Source organism: Archangium lansingense (assembly GCF_026626635.1).
Classification (GTDB): Bacteria; Myxococcota; Myxococcia; order Myxococcales; family Myxococcaceae; genus Archangium; species Archangium lansingense.
On record NZ_JAPNKA010000001.1, the window covers coordinates 7,927,030 to 7,948,451 of the forward strand.

Below are 21,422 nucleotides of genomic sequence, written 5' to 3' on the forward strand. Positions count from 1 at the left end.
AGGGGCGCTTAGTTGATCGTCAGGGTGCGCTTGCTCCACACCGGCGGGCTCAGCTCCACGCCCGCCGTGTCCACCAGCGTCGCGGTGAGCTCCACTCCCGTCCCCGTGCAATTCATCGGCAGCAGCAGCTCCACCTGCCCCTGCGCGTCCACCACGTTGCCCGGCACCTGTCCCTCGCAGCCCGTACCTCCGGCGAACGTCAGCCGCACGTAGCCGTCGTCCTCCACCGGGTTGCTCCCCACCCGGAAGAACGAGACGCGCACCTTCACCTTCGAGCCTCGCCCCACGAGCTGCCCGTCCTCCGCCGGCTCCACCCACCTCACCAGCGGACGCCCGTAGTCCAGGGCCGACCAGGCGACCGTCAGCTCGCCCAGGTGCTCCAGGTCCACCCCGTCCGCATCCACCAGCCCATGTAGGTTCACCGCCGTCCCAGACGACGTCCCCGTCCGGCGCACCACCAGCGCCTGCATCCCCAGGGGCGAGCGCGAGCCCACCGTGTCCCCGTAGTACGTCCGATCCTCGAAGCCCGTGGGGGGCACCGGCAGCCGCACACCCGTCGCGGCCCTCGCCACGTCCATCAGCACCACCCAGCGGTGCTCCTTCCGGTCCGTGAACATCGCGCGCAGCACCGTCGCGGCGGGAAGCACCGGCGCCGCGATGAAGCGAAGCTGCCGGCCCTCCAGCCCCCGGGCCGCCACCTGGTTGTAGTTGTAACGTGCCCCCTCGGGCGTCGGCAGGAAGGGCCCGCTCACCGCCACCGGCGTGCCTCCCTTGGGATCGAACGGCAGCTTCTCCAGCGTCCGGTGGATGAGCGCGCTGGAGGCCGCTCCCGCCGTCGCGTCGGTGGCGGCCGAGGACGAGGCCGTGATCATCAGCTCGTACGGGCTGCCCTCGAGCCCATGGTGCGCGGGCGCCATCCGCATGCTCACCAGTCCCGGCCCCGGCAGGCCCACCTGCGTGTCCGTCTTCGGGTCCACCGGGTTCGTGTTCACCCCCATGCCCAGGCCCAGGGGCACCACGCCGCGCCCAGGCACCCGCACCGCCCCCAGCACCGCCGCGCTGTCCATCCACGCTCCCCGGTAGGGCGGCAGGTCCGGCACCCGCACCGCGAACTGGAAGCCCAGCTCCATGCGCTGGTCCGTCTGGAAGTCGTGGTCCACCGTCGCGAAGTGCTTCTGGTCCCCGTAGTCCGGCGCGTCCGTGTCCGCATTCCGCGGCGTCACCTCCAGCCCGAACTCCACGTCCCGCACCACCGAGGAGCTGAAGGTGCGCAGCAGCGGAATCGTCTGCGCCAGCAGCTGCCCCACGTCCATCGTCCCGCCCGACAGCAGCGGCAGCGCGTTCAGCGGGATGTCTCCGCCCAGCGCCCACGCCGTGCGCGTGCCACACGCCCCTGACGTCACCGAAGCCTCCGTGCCACACACGCCCGCCAGCCCCTGCGTCGACACGTCCGTCACCTGCAGCGTGCTCCCCGGCAGCACCACGTACGCGCCCGCCGGCAGCGTCGCCTCGCGGGCCTGTCCGCCCATCGTGAAGGCCACCCGACGCACCGGCCCCGTCACCAGCGACGCCGACAGGTCCGTCACCGCGTCCGGCGCCGACAGCCCCACAATCCCCGTGTGCATGTCCTGGCTCGCCGGCATGTTCCGGAAGGTGCCCTTGTACCCGCCGTACCTGTCCGTCGGGTTGCGCCGCAGCGGCAGCGCCAGATCCATGGGGCCTCCCGGCCCCTCGTGCGCCACCGTGAGGTAGCTGAACGCCTGGTGGAACACGGAGACGCTCCCCGCCTCCGCCGGTGCCGCCAGCGTCACCACGCCGCTCGCGTCCGTCGTGGCCGTGGCCGTCACCGCCCCCTTCCCGTCCGCCACCACCACCGCCGCCCCGTCGATGGGACGGCCCGTCAGCTCGTCCCTCACCACCGCGCGCAGCTGCCCCGACACCACCGCCGCCCCCAGCACCGACACCCGCGCCGTGCACGTGGCACCGCCGACCTTGGCCTGCACCAACTCCCGCGCCCCCACCGTCGCCTCCGTCAGCACGAAGGTGGACTCCACCCCCGTCCCTCCACCGTCCACGCTCTCGTCCAACGCCGTCCACGCCGCCCCCGAGGGCACCACCACCGCCCGGCCCGCCGCGTCCATCGCCAGCACCGAGAAGCGCGCCGACGTCCCCTCACGCCCCACCACGTATTCCGGCGTCACCCGGCACGCCGTCACCGCGCTCGCCTCCGGCGCCGCCCCACACCGGCCGTTGCGGCACACCTGCCCCGACACCGCGCACTCCGCGTCCGCCGAGCACTGCGCCACCCTGCACCGGCTGTTGTCACACCGGCACCCCAGCGGGTTCCCCTCGCACTCGGCAATCCGGTACTCGCCCCGCTTCTCCGCCGTGCAGTCCTCCTGCGTCCGGCAGGCCGCCTGACAGCGTGACGTCACCGTGTCACAGAAAAACAGGCCCGGATCCGGGCAGTCCTGATCCACCTGGCACGAGCCCGTGGGCGTGTCCACCGGCTTTCCGGGCACGTTCGGCTCGGAAGGCCCGCAGGCAGTCCAAAGACTCGACAAGAGGACGGCGCATAGCGCCAGACGAAGGGGGGGATTCATCGGCGGCTCCAGTCAGGGGGGCAGGGAAGCGGCTCCCCCTGGCTCTGTCAAGCGGGGGTAGCCCTCCATCGCCTAGCCAGCTCCGTGCCGGGCCCGGATTCCGCGTGGTTGCACGTCCGCATCCCCTCCAACCCACGACACCGCTGCCCTGCATTCCTCCGTTGGCATTCCCTCCGCCCCGGCCGATGATTGCCACTCCCATGGCCCGGCGCGATCCCCAGACCCTCGACCAGCTCCTCCCCCGTGTCCTGGCCCGCCTGGCCGAGCAGTCCGGGAAGGGTCAGGCCCTCGTCCCGGTTTGGAACGCCACGGTGGGGCCCCATATCTCCAAGCACACCCGGCCCCACACCCTCGAAGGAGGCACCCTGGTGATCACCGTGGCCAGTGCCGAGTGGGCCCACACCCTGTCGCGCCAGCAGAACTCCCTGCTCGAGCAGCTCAACACCCGGCTTGGCGCCGGCGCCGTGTCCGCCCTCGTCTTCCAGCTCGAATAGCGATGCTCGCCCTCGCCCTCAGCTTCCTGCTGGCCGCCACCCCCTCGCCCGCTGCCATGGAGCAGCAGTCCTCGCGCTACGTCTTCCAGGAGTTCGAGCGCGTGGGCCGGCGCTCGCCCCAGGCAGACCCCGCCCTCACCCAGGCCGCGCGCAGGCTCGCCCGCGAGGCCCTCGACGACAGCCCGTCCGGCGCCGTGGAGCTGCTCGCCCTCACCGAGGCCATCAGCGACGCGGGCGGCGCCGACCCCAGCCCCCGCTCCTATGTCATCCGCGCCTCCGTGCGCGAGCACGCCGTGGGCACCCTGCTGGACCGCAAGGATCTCAACCACGAGCCCGCCTCCCACATGGGCGTGGGCGTGGCGGTGGATGGCGAGCGCGCCGCCCTCGTCGTGCTGCTCGCCGAGCGCAAGGCCACCCTCCAGCGCTTCCCCCGCACCTTCGACAAGTCCGGCTCCAGCCAGAGCCTGTGCGGCCAGCTCGAGCACCCACTGCGCTGGTCCGAGGTCTACGTCACCCTCCCCGATGGCCGCGTGGAGCGTCCCCCACTCACCCGCGAGTCGGGCCCCTCCTTCTGCACCCGGCTGCTCTTCCCCTCCGAGGGCCGCTACACCGTGGAGATCATCGGCCGCGGCGGGCGCGGACCCGAGGTGGCCGCGCTCTTCCTCGTGGACGTGGGCGCCTCGCGCCAGCGCGGCGAGCGCGAGCGCGTGATTGAACCCACCACTGTGGAGGACGCCCGCCTGGAGGTGCTCTCGCGCATCAACGCCCTGCGCCGCGCCCATGGCGTGCAGCAGCTCGCGCTCGACGACACCCTCAACGGCGTGGCCCAGGCCTACAGCGACCGCATGGCTCGCGAGGGCTTCTTCGCCCACGTGGCCCCGGACGGCTCGGACCTGCGCAGCCGCCTGGCCTCCGCTGGCTCCCAGTACCGCACCGCCGGCGAGAACCTCGGCATGGCCTCCGGTCCGCTCTCCGCCCACTTCGGCATCGAGCACAGCCCTGGCCACCGCAGCAACCTGCTCGGCACCCAGTTCACCCATGCCGGCATCGGAGTGGCCTTCCAGAAGGTGGACGGGCGCGAGCAGGCCATCCTCACCGAGGTCTTCTCCTCCACCGCTCCCCCGGTGTCCGCCGCCGTCACGAGAGATCCACGCGAGGAGGCCTATCAGGCCCTGGCCACCCACCGCGCCTCACGCGGCCTGCCGCCGCTGCAGCGCAACCCCGTGCTGGAGCAGATTGCCCTGGACCATGCCCGGCGCGCGCTCGAGCAGGACCAGCCCAAGGTGCAGCTGCCCGGCTCCAAGGTGCACGACCGCGTCTTCAGCGCGCTGGACTCGGCCAAGAGCGCCTCGGTGGACTTTTATGTGGCGGAGAGCCCCTCCCTCCTCCCGGATTCCAAGAGTCTGGGAGACCGTAAGAACACCGTGGTCGGTGTGGGCGCCGTCCGCGGGGACTCGCGCACGTACGGTCAGGGGCAGTACTGGATGGTCATCATCTACGCCGCCACTCGCTGAGCGTGGCTCCCGGCCAGCCGCCGGGAGCCCGTCCGCATGTGACGGTGTGCCGCCTCAGATGGCGCGGCGCTGCGTGGCGTAGGCCTCGATCCCCATCTGCGGCGGGGCGACCTGCTGATTCATCTGACACTTCACGCAGGTGAAGGACTGCCAGCCCCGGCGCACCGCCTCATCGAGGCAGTTGTCGTAGTAGCTGCAGTTGAGGTTGCGATGCGTCTCGACACCGGCCCGCTTGGGTCCGGCCTCGGGGTTGATGGTCTGCGGCAGATCAGTCGGACACGGCTTCAGCATGGAACGGAGCCCTCCCTCAAGAGCTTGTTTCCCCCCCGAACGCATGGGACCAAGATCGGCCCGGAACGCGCGGTCACCTCATCGGCAACCTTCCAGGTCCTGCGCCTGAAATGGCCGCACAACCTAAGAAGCGCCCCCTTTTGACGCAACGGGTCAGGACCGTTTACGCCAAATACCGCTCATTTCTCGAATACTGGCAGCGAATGAATTGACAGCTGCCGAACAGCTGGTCCTGTCGTTGCGAGGGCCGATCTAGGACTTGTCGGCCCGGCTGTCAAACCGCACCCTAAGCAAGCGCTTTTTGACGTGGTGAGTGAATGTAGGGTGGGAATAGGTGCGCAGGGCCTGCTGTTCCTCGGCGCTGGCTCGCGCGCGGAGGCGACAAGGAGATGCACATGCGGCGGTGGACTGGAGTTGGGCTCCTCACGGTGGTGCTGGGTACGGGAGGGGCGTGGGCCCAATCCCCCGAGACCCTGGAGGCCGTCCGGCTGCACCGCGCCGAGGCTCGGAGCCTGGCCCAACAGGACCTCCAAAGTTGCATGTCCAGCAAGTGCCCGGACGCGGGCCGCATCGCCCTGCTCGCCGGAACGCTCGCCCTCTCGGAGGGGGACGTGGCGGAGGCGCGCACGCTGCTGACGGGAGCGTCGGTGGCCGAGCCACTCCGGCCGTACCTCGCCTACTACCAGGGGCAGGCGCACTTCTACGCGGGAGACGCGGCAGCGGCGGCGGAGGCCTTCGGGCGGGCAGTGGAGAAGGGCTCTCCGGCGCTGACGTCTCGGGCGCGGGCCCGGCTGGGCGAGGCGTTGCTGGCCGCGGGCAAGGCGAAGGAGGCCGCACCGTCGCTGGAGACGGCCGCCACCGAGGAGCCCTCGGCGGAGCTGCTCTATCAGCGGGCCCAGGCGCGGCGGGCGACGGGCAACACCGCGGGAGAGAAGGCGGACCTGAAGACGGTGGCGCTGCGCTACCCCGCGCACCCGTACGCGGACGAGGCGCTGGCGAAGCTCGAGGCGCAGAAGCCGGCGCTGAAGCTGACGCTGGCCGAGCACCTGCAGCGAGCGCGCGGGCTGCTGGACGCCGGTGAGGCGAAGCGCACGCTGGAGGAGCTGGAGAAGGCCGAGGCGGCGAAGCTGGCGCGCACGAAGCAGGACAAGGCGCAGGTGGCGCTGGTGCGGGCCCAGGCGCTGTATGCCACGGGGAAGCGGGAGGCGGCGGAGCAGGCGCTGGCCGTGGCACGCCAGGGGCCTCCGGCGGTGGCCGCCGAGGCCGCCTATGTCACCGCACGCCGGGCGCTCAAGAGCGACGACAACACCAAGGCCCGCGAGCTGATGGCCGCCGTGGAGAAGACGTGGCCCAAGGAGAACGTGGCCGACGAGGCCGGCTTCTACGTGGGCTGGTTGGACTTGCAGGCCGGGCGCTTCGAGGAGGCGGTGAAGTCCTTCACGGCCTTTGACCAGCGGCACGCACGCTCGCGGCGTCGGGACGAGGCGATGTGGTACCGCTCGCTGGCGCACATCCGGATGGAGCAGTACGGCAAGGCGCGCGAGGTGCTGGGCTCGCTGGTGGACACCTTCTCGCGCAGCAGCCTGGTGCCGCAGGCGCGCTACTGGTCGGCCCGCAGCCACGAGCTGGAGGGCGCCAAGGTGGACATCACCGGGCCCGCGTACGAGGCCGTCATCACCAGCGCGCCCAACTCGTACTACGCGCTGTTGGCCTCGGAGCGACTGCACGCACTGGGCCGCCAGCCTCCCCCGGGCTTCCCCGAGGCCCCCAAGCAACTGGAGTCGGGCGAGGTGCCACCGGAGCTGAAGCTGGCGGTGGCGCTCACCGGGGCGGGCCTGTTCAGCGACGCGGCCGAGGAGGTGCAGTCGCGCACCTCGCGCATCCGCAACCAGGAGCAGGCGCTGAGCTTCGCGCACGCGCTGCTGCGACTGGGCGAGTACGGACACGCGCATGCGGTGGCGGCCAGGCACCTGTGGGGCCGGGCCTTCGGAGCGAGGGTGCCCGAGGCGCTCGCGGCCTTCTACCCGCGCGCCTTCGCCAACGCGGTGGAGAGCGAGGCCACGCGCTACGAGGTGAGCCCGTTCCTGGTGTGGGCCATCATGCGCCGTGAGAGCGCCTTCCGCCCCGAAGTGGCCAGCGCCGCCGACGCGCGCGGGCTGATGCAGGTGATTCCGCCCACGGCCCGGGCGATTGCCAAGAAGCTATCGGAGCCGGAGCCTGCGCCCGCGGAGCTGTTCTCGCCCTCGCTGAGCATCCGGTACGGGGCGTGGTACCTGGCGCAGCTGATGAAGCGCTTCTCGCACCCGGCGCTCGCGGCGGCGGCCTACAACGCGGGCCCGGAGGCGGCGGTGAAGTGGGTGAAGGAGAAGGGCGCGCTGCCCCTGGACCTGTTCGTCGAGGAGATTCCGTTCCGCGAGACGCGCGGGTACGTGAAGCAGGTGCTGGCGGACCTGTACCTCTACCAGTCCTTCTACGGGAAGCAGACCGGGCCCCAGCGGCTGTCCCTCACCGTGCCCTCCCCCGCCACCGAGGGCGTGAGCTTCTGAGCCCGTAGATCACGGCTCCTACTCCGCCCTCCCCTCCTTTGCATCCCCTCCCTCTCCCACCGGGAGAGGGCTGGGGCGAGGGCCATGGTGGCATCCGACGCCCTCAGGGAGCTCTGGAGAATCGTCGCCATGGCCATTCCAGGTTTTAGAGGGTGGTGAACCTGCTTGACGCGGTATCGTCTATACGACTTGTGTTGCCCACCTCACAGGTCTAGCTTTGTTCGCATGAAAAGCACGAACTGCAACCTAATCCTAGAGGCAATGGTCCTCTTGTTAGGGGCACTCGTAACGGGCTGCGCATCGGTGTCCAATGCTCCGGACTTGACCGAATCGAGCTCGAGCAGGGCCGTGGGCATGACCGACGATACCACTGGGAGTTCGTCCCCGGCGGTCGAAGAACTTCACCGCTTCGTGCTCGTCATCCAAGAATCCCCCAGTGGGCACGTCGCGCACAGTTGGCGCCCCGTCGAGGAGGTTGACCTTTCGCAATTCAGGTTCCAGCCACGCGCCGAGAGGATATATGGGCGCATTGTGCTTGCGGCTGCTCGCCAGCGAGATTGCCATGAGGAGTTCAATGATTGCATTGACACGTGCATGAAACGGCCTCTTTCCGAGGACTATGCGCACATGTCTCCTGGCGCCAAGCACGACCACTGCAAGGGCGGGTGCTGGCAACCGTACCTCGATTGCGAAGAATTACAGGGACGTCGCCCTCAAGAGTTTTCGGCCACAAACGGGGCGGTTGATTGGTTGAAGCGAAATCGCACCGAGGTCCTGGCGGGAAGCATTGTCGTCGTTGCAGGAGTTGCCTTCATCGTGGCATTCCCTCCCGGGGCGCTCATTGCCTTGATTCCAGTGGCAGCTTTGGCTTCATCGGAAGTTGTCTGCGAGCCCCACATCGCGGCGGTGGCCCCGTGACGATTTTTGACCGCATCACCGAAGTGCAAGAGTTCCTCGGGAAGAACCGAGAACATGCTCAGTCTCCCGAGGAGAAGGAATTGTTTCTCCTCGCCATCGACGCGCTCTGGTTCGTCTGGCGGAATGGCCAGTCTTATGAGTTCGAGAGTTATCGCAAAGACGTCGAATCCAAGGCCCCCCCCCGAGTCATCGCCTCATTCAACACGCGGGACGAGGCGGAGGCCTGGCTCAGTGCGCAACCTGAGCCACCTGATTTGGCCTGCGTGTTGATCGCTGACGAATACCACGTCGTCCTGTCTTCTCGAGACCGTAGCCGCCGCTCACTCGCCCCAGATTCCGGACTTGAATACTACATCGAGGAGATGACGAAAAACGGCCTCCCTCCGGCGGTGGCTACGTTCAATACTCGCGAGGAGGCAGACGCTTGGTTTAATGGGCAGTCAGATCCGCTGGCACAAACCGTCATACAGATTGGCGGCGAGCACCATCTCGCGGTGTATTACCGAAACATCAATCGCCGCGCCATTTTCCCCTTCTCGATTGTCGAGAGACTCCATGCGAGGAGGAAAAGGAGAGAGCAGGAAGGGGCGGGAGAATAGAGGCGGCGGACCCCATAACAGGCGCTCGGTTACCGGGCGGCTAGTGACCCGCCGGAGCTATCCGAGCCGGATGATGCGGTGGTGGTTGGGCGGAACAGCGTGCCTGATGGCGACCCCCTCAAAGGAATCCGCCGCCCCCCGGTCGCCCAGGGCGTCGACTACGAGGAAACGGCGGCGTTGAAGATACGGCCCATGTCTCCCCGCGAGAGGGACACGGGCCTTGGTGTTTCTGGCGCCCGGGAAGCCAAACTGGAAGATCAGCCGGGGCCGCGGCGAAGGACGTCTCGCCGCGGCCCTCACTTGCCTGGAAATGACGCCGGCGACTACCGGCGCTTCACCTTCACCTCGAAGTCACAGGTAGCGCAGTTGCCCGCCGCATCGGTCGCCTTCACCCGGACCTGCGTCGTCCCGAGCCGGAAGGTGGACCCGGACGGGTGGCTGTAGCGCACCCACGGCGAGGACACCGCGTCCGTCGCCTCCGCGGCCGGATACTCCACCACCACGTGCTTGCCGTCCTTCAACCACACCGTCCGGTCCTTCGGGCACTTGAGACGGGGCGGCCGGGTGTCCTCCACCTTCACCTTGAAGGTGCAGCTCGCGCTGTTGCCGCCCACGTCCGTCGCGGTAGCCGTCACCCGCGTGGTGCCGAGCGAGAAGGTACTGCCGGGCTCGTGGCTGTAGCGGATGGCGGGGCAGCGGGTGGTGTCGTCCTCGGCCCGCGCGGGAGGGAAACGCACGGAGGCGCCATACGCATCCGTCGCCTCCTTCACCACGTGGTCCGGGCAAGAGATGCGGGGCGCGCGCGAGTCAGACAGCGCCGAGCGCGAGAGGCTCCACGGCTCCACACCATGGACACCGTCATCGGCGGTGAAGAGGACGTGGCCTCCACTCTCGATGAAGCTCCCCGGGAAGGAGCCCTCCGGCCCGGAACGGATGTCCTGCAGCAGGAAGGTACCCACCTCCGTCCCGTCGCTGCGCCACAACTCCACGCCGCTGACTCCATCATCCGCGCCGAACAGGAGCCGCCCGCCCACCGCGAAGAACTCCGGAAAGAAGGGGATGCCACTCGCCGGTCCCGGGTTGATGTCCCGGACGAGCTCCGTGCCCTCCGCCGTACCGTCGCTGCGCCACAGCTCCCCGCCGGAGACCCCATCGTTGGCGTCGAAGAAGGCCGTGCGGCCGATGGTGGCGATGTTCCCCGCGACACCACTCGCCGGTCCCGGATTGAGATCCACGACGAGCCGCGTACCCGCTGGCGTCCCGTCCGTCACCCACAGCTCGCGGCCGTTGATGCCATCGTCAGCGTGGAAGTAGGCCCGTCCGCCGGAGGCGGGAAAGGGCCCGAAGGGGAACGAGCTGCCTGGCCCGGACCGGATGTCCGCGAGGAGCATCGTCCCCTCCTCCGTCCCGTCCGTCACCCACAGCTCATTGCCGTGGGCGGCATCCGTGGCGATGAAGACGATGCCTCCCCGCACGGGCGTGAAGCCGATGGCGCTCGAGCCCTCCGAGCCGGGATTGATGTCCTTCAGCAGCCGGGTCCTCCGGGGAGTCCCGTCGCTGACCCATGGCTCGCCCCCGTGGATGCCGTCATCGGCGTTGAAGAAGAGCGTCCCGCCCACCCGCACGGGACCGAAAGGGGCGCCCGAGCTCTCCGGGCCGGCCTTGATGTCCTTGACGAGGAAGGTGTCCTCCGCCGTGCCGTCGCTCACCCACGGCTCGTCCCCGTGAACGCCGTCATTGGCCCGGAAGAAGAGCTTCCCGCCTCCCGCGGAGATGAGGAACGACGGAAAGGAGCTCCCCGGACCCGGGTTGATGTCCTTGACGAGCCGGGTGCCCTCTTCCGTCCCATCGCTCGTCCACAGCTCGGCGCCGATGAGCCCATCCGTGGCCGGGAAGAAGAAGTCTCCGCCGACCACGGTGGAGTTGAAATCAACGTCGGTGACGAGGAACGAGGATCCCGGGCCGGGGTTGATGTCCTTCAGCAGCCGGGTTCCCCCGGGAGTGCCATCACTCACCCACGGCTCGAAACCAAACTCCTCGTTGCGGGCCTCGAAGAAGAACGTGCCGCCCCTCTCGGACGGAATGCTGAGCTCCGAGCCGCCCGGCCCCGGTTGAATGTCCCGGAGCAGGACTGCGGGCGGACCATCCGGCCGCGGACAATGGGGCCCCCGCCACTCCATTCCAGAGCCACCGGGTGGGCCCTCCACCGTCAGCGGTGCCTCATTGGAGGCAAGAGAGACCATGGGCAATAGCAGCAACGCCGGCCAACAAGACTTCATCACCACATCCCCCCTCCGCGCGGCTCGATGCCACGCGTGGCGGGGAATCTGGGGGCCCGGCCCTGACCCGCCCATCACCCAGAAGCCCTGTGTGCCACCCGGAGCGCCTGTGCCCCCCTCGCTCTCGGGCACGTGAGCGTTCATCCGAAGCCAACGCCCCCTGACCACGGGACAATCGGGCCTCGCACCGCGCTGTGTTCCAGGCACACCCTGTGCAGAGCTCGTGGTTGAGTTGCTTGAACACGGCCACGCGGGCGAGCGCCCGCAGCCTCAGGCCGCCGAGGCGAGCTCCGCCACCACCGGCAGCGTCAACACGAAGCGAGCACCCCCCTCGGAGCGATTCTCGCCGGTGAGCGTGCCCCCAGCCCGACGGACGTACTCGCGACACAGGGCGAGCCCCAGTCCCGTCCCCTTCCCCGGCGGCTTGGTGGTGAAGAAGGGCTCGAAGAGCCGCGATGCCACCTCCGGAGGAATCCCGGAGCCGTTGTCCTCCACCTCCAACCGCACTGCGCCATCCGCCCGCCCCACCCTCACCACGATGTGGGCCCGACGCGCGGGCACCGCCATCTCCACCGCGTCCGCCGCGTTGAGCAGCAGGTTCACCAGCACCTGAACCAACTGCCGCTGCCCCAGCCGCACCGGCGGCATCCCAGAGGGAACCTCCGACGACAGCTCCCCCAGGCTGCGCAGGCGCACCGAGGCCAGCCGCTTCGCCTCACGAACCGCGTCCTCCACCAGCCCCTGCTCTGCCTTGTCCCTGTCCTCCTCGCGTGAGAAGCGCCGCAGGTCCGCGACAATCTGCTGGATGCGCAGCACGCCTTGCCGCGTCTCGGAGAGCACCTCCCGCAACTCCGCCCGGTCCAGTGGCTCACCCTCGCGCAACAACTCCTGCTCGATAAAGCCCAGGTTGGACTTCACGAAGGCCAGCGGGTTGTTCACCTCGTGCGCCACCCCGGCCGCCAGCTGTCCCACCAGCACCAGCCGCTCCACCTCCGCGCGCTCGCGCTCGGCACGCACCCGGCGGCGCTCGCTCTCCGCGAGCTGCTCCAATGCGTCCAACCGCTCCTGCTGCGCCACCAACCGCTCCTGCTGCGCCGACTTCTCCGCCTCCCGCATGCGCTGGTACGTCTGCGCTCCGAGGACGCCCACCACGCTGAGCATGCTGAAGCACAAGAGCTGCAGCAGCATCTTCCCCGGCGCCATGCCCGCCATCACATCCAGCACCATCACCGCCACCAGCATCGCTCCGCTGGCCACGACTGTCGGCAGCCGGGTGTCTGGAGAGAACGTGGCGAGGGTGAGGGGCAGCGCGGCGAGCATCGGGAAATAGGGGCTGTCCGGCCCTCCGGTCAGGTGGATGAGCACCAACCCCGCCACGAGGCTGACGAGTCCCGTCCAGACCCCGGAGCTCCTCAGAGGAATCCGCCCCGCGCCCACCAGCCACCCGAGCACCACGAACGTCGCGCTCCACCCGAGCTGCACCAGCAGCACTCCCCAGTGGACGGAGCCTACGACCGCGTACTGGACGACGGCCCACCCAGCGAGGATGGCCGCGCAAACGAGCTGGTTCTTGCGCTTCACCCGAAGCAGGGCGGGTGGCCCTGAGGAGTCGGCCGTCATCGAATGGTGATTGTAACATTCCAACAACGTCAACCCTACGAGGCGCGGCTCCGGGACGGACTCGTATTGGACAGCCGATGTAGGGAAGACAGGCTGCAAAGTCGCGCCCGCCCCCGGGGAGGCAGGGCGGGCGCGCCGCGCTTACAGCTCCACGGGGAGCGCGCGCAGCTCCCGGTTGAGCGGGGGCCGCGGCTCCCACGTGGGCTGGGTGCCCTTCGCGGGCCGCACATTCGGGAAGCGGCGCAGCAGCGTCTCGAAGAAGACATGGGCCTCCAGCCGCGCCAGCGCCGCGCCCAAGCAGTAGAACGAGCCGAACCCGAACGCCACGTGCTTGCTCGCCTTGCGGGTGATGTCGAACCGATCCGGCTCGGGGAACACCGCCGGGTCCCGGTTCGCCGCCGCGAGCGCCAGGTACACCATCTGGAACTGCTGCATCGCCTGTCCGGCGAGCTCCACCGGCGCGACGGTCAGCCGGGTGATGAAGCCCACCACGTCGCCGAAGCGCAGCATCTCCTCCACCGCCTGAGGGATGAGCGAGGCGTCCTCGCGCAGCTTGGCGAACTGCTCCGGGTGATCGAACAGGAGCACCATGCCCCGGCTGATGAGCCGCGCGGTCGTCTCGTGGCCGGCGAACAGCAGCAGCACGCAGTTGGAGAGGATCTCCTCCTCGCTCACGAGCCCCTCGGCCTGGGCGCGCATGAAGACCTCGAGGATGTTCTCGCTCGGGGCGCGGCGATGCTGAGCGAGCACGTCGCGCATGTAGTTCATCATCTCCATCACGCTCTTCTGGCTCTGCAGCAGCTGCTGCACGTCGAAGGCGCTGAAGATGGCCGTCAGATCCCTCGACCAGCGCTGGAGCATGTACTCGTCAGTGAGGGGCACCCCGAGCATCTCGGCGATGACGCTCGAGGGCAGCGGAATGGCGAGGTCCTGCACCAGATCGATGGAGCCGCCCTTGGCCACGGCGGCGTCGAGCAGCGTGTCGGTGATGGTCTGAATCCGCGGGCGGAGGTTCTCCACGGTGCGCGGGGTGAAGTAGCGCTTGAGCAGCGATTGGAAGCGGAGGTGGCCCTCGTTGGTGGTGTGCCCCATCCACATGTTGACGGCGTCGCGTAGCGGCATGAGCGCCTTCCGGGCGTCCTCGGGAAGACGCTCGAACTGCCCCGTCATCGGTCCCGCGACCATGCGGGAATCCCTCAGCGCGTTGGAGATGTCGGCATGGCGGGTGAGCACCCAGCCCTGGAGCTGCGGGCTCCAATGGATGGGCTCCTGAGTGCGAAGCCGATGGTAGAGCGGCTGCGCATTCTGGGCGGCCTCGAGGCTGACAAGGTCGAACGCGAGGGGTTGGGAACTCACTGCCTGGCTCATGAAGATCTCCAGATGAGGCGGAAGAGGAAGACCGCGCATCCGCAGGTTTATCATGGGGCGGTGCGCGATCGGCTGCTTCCTCACTGCACGGAGAAGAAGGCTGGCACGGCGGCGCCGCTCGCGTTGGAGGCGCGAACCACGGCGCGCAGTCGGGTGGTGCCGATCGAACCGCTGCCCACGGCGCCGGGGTGGACGTAGCTGTAGCCAACCTCGGACGAGAAGACGGTGCTGCACCCTGCACCGTTATCGGCGTAGGTGAGGTTGCCGCCACCCATGCGCACCCAGTACCCCACCCCGCCCGAGCCCATCGTCCAGCGGTAGTAGTCGACGTGGGCCGAGTGTCCGGTCACACAGGTGGAGGCACCCGCCGAGAGCGTGTGGCCACCGGCTACGTTGGGGAGCTCGATCTCCGCGATGAAGCGCTTGCAGGTCCCGGCAGAGACGTAGTCCGTACCACCGGAGTTGGCCGACCAGGTGGTGGCGGAGGTGACGGTGGGCGCGTTGTCGGCGTCGTCGATGAGGCAGTCGAACACGGACTTGGCGGCGTTGGCGACCGTGTCACGCCGCGAGGTGTCGGAGAGGATGATCGTGCTGTCCTGCTCCAACTGCACGCCGCGGAAATCGACGCTCATGGCGTTGACGAAGTTGTCATCGTCGCTGCCGTCGAAGCAGACGCCGGACTTCCAGTGGACGCGCAAGCTGGGGTCGTTGAGCGCCTCACGGATGATCTCCGCCACACCCTGGCGGAAGGGAAGCTCGATGCCTCCGCCCACCTTGACCTCGCTGGTGGTGCAGCTCGTCTCACCGTGGAAGGAGACAGCGTATGGAATCCGGTTGGTGAGGAACGAACCCAGGCCGGGGAAGCTCGCACCGCTCAGCTCGGTGGCGGTGATGTGGTAGCGACTGAGAGAGCCCCGCTGGTTGTTGTTGATGGCCGCGGCCCAGATGGCGTTGCGCTGCGTGTCGGCGGTGTGGATGAGTGCGCCCTGCTCGAAGGTGCCCTTCTCGAAGGGGTGCGGCACGGTGTAGGCCACGACGGAGCCTGATGGGCGCTGGGTGTACTCCATCACCTTGCCGGACGAGTTGGTGTTGGCCTCGTTGAGCGAGCTGGCGGACTCGGCGATCGCGGGGGCACTGCCCGCGACATACTCGTTGGCCACCTGGACGACGGAGCCGGTCTCGGTGGCGGCGTCGCCGGAAAGCTTCACCCGGTTGTCGAACCCCGTCTGGCTCATCTCGAAGTCGCCCGAGGCGCTGGCGGTGGTCTCGACGGTGCAGAGACCGCGCAGGGCGGTGCCGCGTCGGATGAGGAGCTGCCGGTTGGGCTGGAAATCCGCCAGGAGGCTTTGCGGCACGCGGCAACGCTCCCCGGAGGAGATGTTGGTGTTGACCTTGAACTTCTGGTTGTCGAGCACGAGTGAGCTGCGGGTGACGCCCACGGGGCCGGGCATGGAGTCCGCGACGAGCTCGGGGCCGCAACCCGCTGTCATCATCATCAGGGGGGTCAGGGTTCCCAGCAGTCGTGACGAGCGCTTCATGGTGTTCTCTCCTCGGATTGGATGCGCGGTGGCTGTTGGCCAGCCAGGATGATCCGAGGAGAGAGCAACGGGCATGCCGAGCCCATCCGTGCAGTGACGCTGCGTCTGTTACACGAGGACACGTGCCGGAGAGCAGGAATGGCACGGTGAGGTGTGCCACGTGCGAACGCGTGGCACAGCGAGGTGTGCCACGTGCGAGCGAGAGGCACAATCGCTCCTCCTCCACGCGTTGCGGCTACAGCCGGGTCAGCGAGAAGTCATCCACCTGGATGAATGAGTCGGAACCGGGGGCCCAGAAGCCGGCGAACACGCTCACGCTCGTGTTGGAGCCGGAGTTGAACGTGACCGTCTTGGCCGTGTAGTCGGGCAGGTAGCCGTAGTTGAGCTCGTTGATGATGACGCCCGGTACGGTGCAGACGCCGAAGTAGCCTCCGACAACGTTGGCGGAGCTGCGGATCCAAGCCGTCAGGACATAGTTCGTGTTCGGAGTGACCTGCACATCCTGCTTGAGGGCGTTCCAGTTGCGCGAAGAGGTGCGGATCCACCCGTTGTTCGCGCCGCTGTGCGAGAACCCCAGTCCCCGATCGATGCCCTTGGCGTCGGTCCCCTGCACGTACCAGGGATAGGACACCGCGTTGCTGGTCTGGTTCTCGAACCCTGGATCCTGGAGGAGTCCGGACGTGACGGGGTTCGCGTAGTAGACGGACAGCTCTCCGATGGACGTGAAGTAAGCGCTACCGCCCGGAGTGCCGATGATGCGCACGCCATCACCCCAGGTGTCGTTGAACGTGAACGTGTACGTCCTGTTCGCTCCCGCGGCGGAGGTGAGCGGGTAGTAAGGGGAGCTCCGCAGGTTGGAGACATTGATCCACTGGCCGTTCTGCCTCACCTGCACCCAGAGATTCCCGCTGAACCAGCCGCCGTCGGTGAACATGCCACCGGTCGTGTAGTTGACCTTGTTCAGGTGGTAGTTGCGCGGCCACGTATACCCCCACCAATCGAGGGTCTTGTTCTCCTGATCCCAGCTGTCCTCGTTGTCGTTGAGATAGCCGTTGTTCAAAGAGGACAGATTGCCGAAGTGTGCCGACTTCTCGATGGCCCGAGTCCCATTGGCGGGGATGGCCAGGTTGACCGTGTCGCCCCGGACGTTGGAGGGTGTCGTCGCTACCCGAGGCTCCACCACCAGCTTGCGCAGCGAGAAGTTGTAGTTGGCGAGTCCGCCCATGAAGGTGTTGGACTGCACGTACATCGTCTTGCCGTCGGTGCTGATGAACTTGGAGGGAATCGTCGCGGAGTAACCGCCGTTCTTCGTGTCCGACCAGGGGTAGCCGCCGTAGTCCTTGCTCAGGAACTTCTTCCACGGGCCCCACGGAGCAGGCGCCTCGTAGAACTCGAACGTGTACTCGGTCCAGGACGTGTAGATGTAGCGGTTGAGCGCCTTGTTGTAGACGACCCCGCCCTGGGAGATCACCGACAGGTCTCTCGGCTGACCGGAAGGAGCCCGGGTGCTGACGTAGAGCCGCCGGTCATCCTGCAGCACGGGCTGGCGCAGGTTGATGTCCGTGCTCCAGGAGGCGTTCCCATTCAGATCGCCCGTGTAGAACTGCCAGGCCGCTCGGTTCTGGAGGCTCGTCTTGGGGACTCGCGCCAGGTACAGCTTCGTCGGATCCGGCACCGAGTTGTCGAAGGAGTCGCGCCAGTTGTGGTCGATTCCATACGCATACACATAGGAGTCGAACGTGTTCCAGGCGTTGTTCTTGCCGTAGTCCAGGAACATGATCGTCGTGAACACGTAGTTGCCGAACATCGGCGTGGACGTGTTCCAGGTCCAGGTCACGCCACGGTCCGTCGACTTCGCGATGGTCGCATTGGGCGCGTCGTTGAAGTCCCAGGAGAGATCCTGAACGGCCATGTACAGAGCGCCGTCAACGCACACCATGCCCGTCGGCTTGCGGTTGTACGGGCCCGCCTGCCAGATCTGGCCGATCTGCGTCGTCAGGGTCGAGCCCGTCAGGCTCCCGGGCATTCCCTGGACCCGGCTGACTGCAATGTCATACACAGGGTCCGGACGGGGCTCCACCATCGTGAAACCGCGTCCGTCTCCATTCGCCGCATACAGGTAGCCATCATCTGACCAGCACGACGGCCAGAGATCTCCATCCGACACCGTGCTCAACGAGTCCGCCGACTCGATGTGCACGGTGGAAAAGAACGAGCTGTCCGGGGGAACAACGGCCCGCGCCATCCCCGGCGGCAGCACCAGAAACAACCCCGCCACGGTCAGCCCGAGCGCCCTCATGCCTTCACGATTCGATGTCATGTGCATTCGCCTCACTTCATCCGAGCCGTGACGGTGTTGGCTCCAGCCGCGCCTGTGCGGAGACGCAGCCACGCAGGGCATGCTCGGGAGCGGAGACGGTCTCGTCGGCTCCCTGCAGCGGCGCGTTCTCCACCTCCTCGCCACGTGTGCCGCTACACCCCGCGGTCAGTGACAGGACACAGCCCAATACGGCCAGACGTAGGTACACGGACTTTCTCCTCGGTTCTTGGATGACCCAATCCGAGGACAGCCAGAGAGCGTGCCCATCCAAAGAAAATGCGAAGAAGCCGTTTCCTACGCCCGTTCTGTAGATTTCCAGCGTGAGACCGCTGTCACGCGGCCCCATCCGCACCAAGACGGTGCGGGTTGGATGGTGACCGCGGGTTGCGTTTACCGGCCCTCGAGCTCGCTGCCAGTGAAACAATCAGGGTCATCGCCCTCGTGACTCGGTGGCGGCGTCATGCTCAGGGGAGCGGGTATCCACGTGCCGGGTGAGAGCACGGCACCTGCCGCGTAGACCCGAAGCTCGTCACCCGTATCACGCCACCTGACCTGGACACTGAACACCGCCCGATAGTCGCTCGGGAAGTCCTGCACCTTCCGCTCGGCCAGGCCGATCACCAGGTCGGCCATCTGTACTTCTGGGATGCTCTGCAGTTGGGCGTGGTACCGGGCCAACTCCACGAGCCGCTGAGCCACCTGGCCGGGTTCCGAGCCCACCACGACATTCCAGACATCGGCGGCGCATTCCAAGATCCCCTGCACCACGTCGGGCACGAACTGCGCCTTCGGCAGCGATGAGAGAATTGGCGAGGCGAACGCCAGCAATGTCATGGAGAGCTTCGCATCAGGACCGAGGCCTTCCAGGTCCAGCCAGCCTGGCTTCCTGGAGGCCAGCATCCGGCGCTTCTGCTCCCGCTTCTTCTGCTTCCGCGCCCGCGTCTTCTGGCGCTGTTTCTCATCCCGCATGAGCCAATGATGCGTCTGACCTCGCGAGTTGGCCAGTGCGGGTGACCTGGCAAATCGGGTGTCCAGGCTCCTCGCTTGCTCCAGGATCAGAAAGGGGACAAACCCTCACCCCAGCCCTCTCCCAGAGGGAGAGGGAGCATCCACGGGCGGACATGCCGCGCCGGGCTTCAGCCCTGTGCGTAGGCCACGGCGAGCTGCCCCGCGAAGCGAGCGTTGTTCGTCAGCAGCGCGAGGTTGGCGCGCAGTGTCTTGCCGCTGGTGCGCCGGGCCATCTCGGAGAGCAGGAAGGGCGTCACGGCCTTGCCGCGGATGCCCTGGCGATCGGCCTCGGCCATGGCCGAAGCGATGTGCAGCTCCACGTCGGCGCGGGGCAGCGAGGTCTCCTCGGGAGGAGGCACCGTGAAGAGGATGCCGCCCTGCCCCAGCGTGTCGAAGCGGGCCCGGAGGATGCGCGCCGCCGCCGCCGGGTCGTCCACCCGGTGCTCCAGCGCCAGCCCGGACGAGCGGCTGTAGAAGGAAGGCAGCTCATCCGTGCCCACGCCGATGACGGGCACGGCGGCGGTCTCCAGCGCCTCCATCGTCTTGGGGAGATCCAACACGGACTTCGCCCCGGCGCAGATCACTGCCACCGGGAAGCGGGCCAGGGCCCAGATGTCCTGGGAGATGTCCATGTGCTCGGCGACGCCGCGGTGGACGCCGCCGATGCCACCAGTGGAGAAGACGCGGATGCCGGCCGCCGCGGCCAGCTCGCACGTGGCGCTCACGGTGGTGCCTCCGGTGGCGCCCTGGGCGATGGCCACGGGCAGATCCCTCGAGGCCAGCTTGAGCAGGCGCTCCTTGCCCTCGGCGAGCCGGCGCATCTGGGGCTCCTCGAGCCCGATGAACACCTGCCCATCCACGATGGCGATGGGAGCGGGCACGGCACCGGCGCGGCGCACGGCCTCCTCGCAGGCGCGAGCCGCCCCGAGGTTGTCCGGGTATGGCAGCCCCTGCGCCACCACGCTCGTCTCCAACGCCACCAACGGCACGCCCTGCTCCTTCGCGCGCCGGACCTCTTCGGAGTAACGCAGTTCCATGGGGGGCATATACGCCATGGGTCCATGGGCAGGACAAGCGTGGAGACACATACTACCTCGCGGCCCTGAGGGAGGTGCTTCGCCCGTCGCCCGAGGTGCTGGTGCTGCACGAGGGGCCAGACGAGCCCTCGACGGAGCGCAGGGGAAGTCCGGCCATCCGCGCGGAGCTGGAAGCCCGGGAGGAGCTGCTCGTCATCTGCGGCCACAGCCACTGGGACGAGCCCCTCGCGGAGCTGTCTGGTGGAGCGCAGGTGCTCAACGTGGACGGACGCGCGGTGCTGCTGCGGCGAGGCAGCTGAGCCACTGAGCGAAGCAGGGAGACCGCGGGAGCATTGCCAGCACGGTCCGGTGGCTGTATGCCGCGACTCGCCTTGAGCACCACCAGCACCGCTGTGCCCGCCCCGGCCGCCGCCCCTCGCACGTTCTCCCTCTCGGATCTCACCCTCGTCTTCATCGTCATCATTTGGGGCACCAATTACACGGTGGTGAAGGAGGCACTGAGCAGCTTCCCGCCGATGGCCTTCATGGCGCTGCGTTTCGGGCTGGCAGCGACGGCCATGGCGGTGGTGCTGCACACGCGCGAGGGCTGGAAGCCACTGCCCCGGGCCACGCTGCTCAAGCTCGTGGCGCTCGGGCTGGTGGGCAACACGCTCTACCAGTTCTGCTTCGTGATGGGGCTGGCGCAAACCACGGCCGCCAACAGCGGGATGCTCGCCTCGGGCACGCCGGTGGTGACGGCCCTGTTGGGCGCCGCGCTGGGAGTGGATCGGCTCCGACGGCCGCTCGCGATGGGGCTGCTGCTCGCGGTACCGGGCATGCTGCTCATCGTCAGCGCCCGAGGCCCCGAGCTGGATGCCTCGACGCGCCAGGGGGACTTCCTCATCCTGGGTGCGTCGCTGTGCTGGGCCATCTACACCGTGGGCATCCGCTCGATCGGCCCCGAGCTGTCCGCGCTGCGCATCACCGCGCTCACGATGATCACCGGTGCGCCCGGGGTGGTGCTGATGGGCCTACCGTCGGTGATGAACCTGAAGCTGGAGAGCATCAGCGCGGGCGCGTGGTTCGGCGTGGTGTACTCGGCGCTCATCCCGCTGGTGCTGGCATACGTGGTGTGGAGCCGCAGCGTGCAGGCGGTGGGCAGCAGCCGGACGGCCATCTACAACAGCGGCACGCCCGTGGTGGCGGCCATCACCGCGTGGCTGGTGCGCGGCGAGCGGCCCACCTGGATGCAGGCGGTGGGCGCGCTGCTCGTCATCTCTGGCGTGCTCGTGAGCCGGAGGCGCTGAG

At 68.1% G+C, this 21,422-nt stretch carries 17 protein-coding genes; 7 read left to right on the forward strand and 10 right to left on the reverse strand.

What is annotated here, in order from left to right; translation table 11 throughout:
* Nucleotides 1-8: 8 nt before the first annotated feature.
* A complete protein-coding gene (locus OV287_RS31545; protein ID WP_267537761.1) occupies nt 9-2,603 on the reverse strand; it encodes a dickkopf-related protein in 2,595 nt (864 codons plus the stop codon).
* A gap of 200 nt (nt 2,604-2,803) precedes the next feature.
* On the opposite strand from OV287_RS31545, the gene OV287_RS31550 reads away from it, so the two are divergent.
* Nucleotides 2,804-3,097: a DciA family protein gene (locus tag OV287_RS31550; protein WP_267537762.1), complete on the forward strand. Its 294-nt coding sequence runs from the start codon at nt 2,804-2,806 to the stop codon at nt 3,095-3,097.
* Between the two features lie 2 nt (nt 3,098-3,099).
* The gene (locus tag OV287_RS31555) at nt 3,100-4,611 is read left to right on the forward strand and encodes a CAP domain-containing protein (protein ID WP_267537763.1); all 1,512 of its coding nucleotides are present in this window, start codon (nt 3,100-3,102) and stop codon (nt 4,609-4,611) included.
* A 54-nt stretch (nt 4,612-4,665) separates the two neighbouring features.
* On the opposite strand, the gene OV287_RS31560 is transcribed toward OV287_RS31555, so the two are convergent.
* Complete coding sequence (locus tag OV287_RS31560; protein ID WP_203412396.1) at nt 4,666-4,899, reverse strand: hypothetical protein; 234 nt, start codon at nt 4,897-4,899, stop codon at nt 4,666-4,668.
* A gap of 398 nt (nt 4,900-5,297) precedes the next feature.
* Between OV287_RS31560 and OV287_RS31565 the strand changes: the two genes are divergently transcribed.
* The 3 genes from OV287_RS31565 (at nt 5,298) to OV287_RS31575 (ending at nt 8,965) form a co-directional block, all read left to right on the forward strand.
* Nucleotides 5,298-7,448 carry a lytic transglycosylase domain-containing protein gene (locus OV287_RS31565; RefSeq protein WP_267537764.1) on the forward strand — a complete coding sequence of 717 codons (2,151 nt, stop codon included), beginning with the start codon at nt 5,298-5,300 and terminating at the stop codon, nt 7,446-7,448.
* Between the two features lie 354 nt (nt 7,449-7,802).
* Nucleotides 7,803-8,366, forward strand: a complete 564-nt coding sequence (locus OV287_RS31570) for a hypothetical protein (protein WP_267537765.1) — start codon at nt 7,803-7,805, stop codon at nt 8,364-8,366.
* Nucleotides 8,363-8,965, forward strand: a complete 603-nt coding sequence (locus OV287_RS31575; protein WP_267537766.1) for a head protein — start codon at nt 8,363-8,365, stop codon at nt 8,963-8,965. The genes OV287_RS31570 and OV287_RS31575 overlap by 4 nt, the downstream gene beginning before the upstream one ends.
* Before the next feature lie 323 nt (nt 8,966-9,288).
* Here the strand turns inward: OV287_RS31575 and OV287_RS31580 are convergent, their stop codons facing one another.
* The 8 genes from OV287_RS31580 to OV287_RS31615 form a co-directional block, all read right to left on the reverse strand.
* Entirely contained in the window at nt 9,289-11,244 is a 1,956-nt protein-coding gene (locus tag OV287_RS31580) for an ELWxxDGT repeat protein (RefSeq protein ID WP_267537767.1), read from the reverse strand.
* 270 nt (nt 11,245-11,514) lie between these two features.
* A complete protein-coding gene (locus OV287_RS31585) occupies nt 11,515-12,864 on the reverse strand; it encodes a sensor histidine kinase (RefSeq protein WP_267537768.1) in 1,350 nt (449 codons plus the stop codon).
* A 141-nt stretch (nt 12,865-13,005) separates the two neighbouring features.
* Nucleotides 13,006-14,232 carry a cytochrome P450 gene (locus OV287_RS31590; RefSeq protein ID WP_267537769.1) on the reverse strand — a complete coding sequence of 409 codons (1,227 nt, stop codon included), beginning with the start codon at nt 14,230-14,232 and terminating at the stop codon, nt 13,006-13,008.
* Nucleotides 14,233-14,312: 80 nt separating this feature from the next.
* Nucleotides 14,313-15,770, reverse strand: coding sequence for a hypothetical protein (locus OV287_RS31595; protein ID WP_267537770.1), 1,458 nt, complete (start codon nt 15,768-15,770; stop codon nt 14,313-14,315).
* A 235-nt stretch (nt 15,771-16,005) separates the two neighbouring features.
* The gene (locus tag OV287_RS31600) at nt 16,006-18,090 is read right to left on the reverse strand and encodes a glycoside hydrolase family 183 protein (protein ID WP_267537771.1); all 2,085 of its coding nucleotides are present in this window, start codon (nt 18,088-18,090) and stop codon (nt 16,006-16,008) included.
* A 16-nt stretch (nt 18,091-18,106) separates the two neighbouring features.
* Nucleotides 18,107-18,298: a hypothetical protein gene (locus OV287_RS31605; protein ID WP_267537772.1), complete on the reverse strand. Its 192-nt coding sequence runs from the start codon at nt 18,296-18,298 to the stop codon at nt 18,107-18,109.
* A gap of 182 nt (nt 18,299-18,480) precedes the next feature.
* Entirely contained in the window at nt 18,481-19,059 is a 579-nt protein-coding gene (locus OV287_RS31610) for a hypothetical protein (RefSeq protein WP_267537773.1), read from the reverse strand.
* 167 nt (nt 19,060-19,226) lie between these two features.
* Entirely contained in the window at nt 19,227-20,135 is a 909-nt protein-coding gene (locus tag OV287_RS31615) for a pseudouridine-5'-phosphate glycosidase (protein WP_267537774.1), read from the reverse strand.
* Between the two features lie 74 nt (nt 20,136-20,209).
* Between OV287_RS31615 and OV287_RS31620 the strand changes: the two genes are divergently transcribed.
* Both OV287_RS31620 and OV287_RS31625 read left to right on the forward strand, forming a co-directional pair.
* The gene (locus tag OV287_RS31620) at nt 20,210-20,434 is read left to right on the forward strand and encodes a metallophosphoesterase family protein (protein ID WP_267537775.1); all 225 of its coding nucleotides are present in this window, start codon (nt 20,210-20,212) and stop codon (nt 20,432-20,434) included.
* Nucleotides 20,435-20,491: 57 nt separating this feature from the next.
* The gene (locus OV287_RS31625) at nt 20,492-21,421 is read left to right on the forward strand and encodes a DMT family transporter (RefSeq protein WP_308809753.1); all 930 of its coding nucleotides are present in this window, start codon (nt 20,492-20,494) and stop codon (nt 21,419-21,421) included.
* Nucleotide 21,422: the final 1 nt, after the last annotated feature.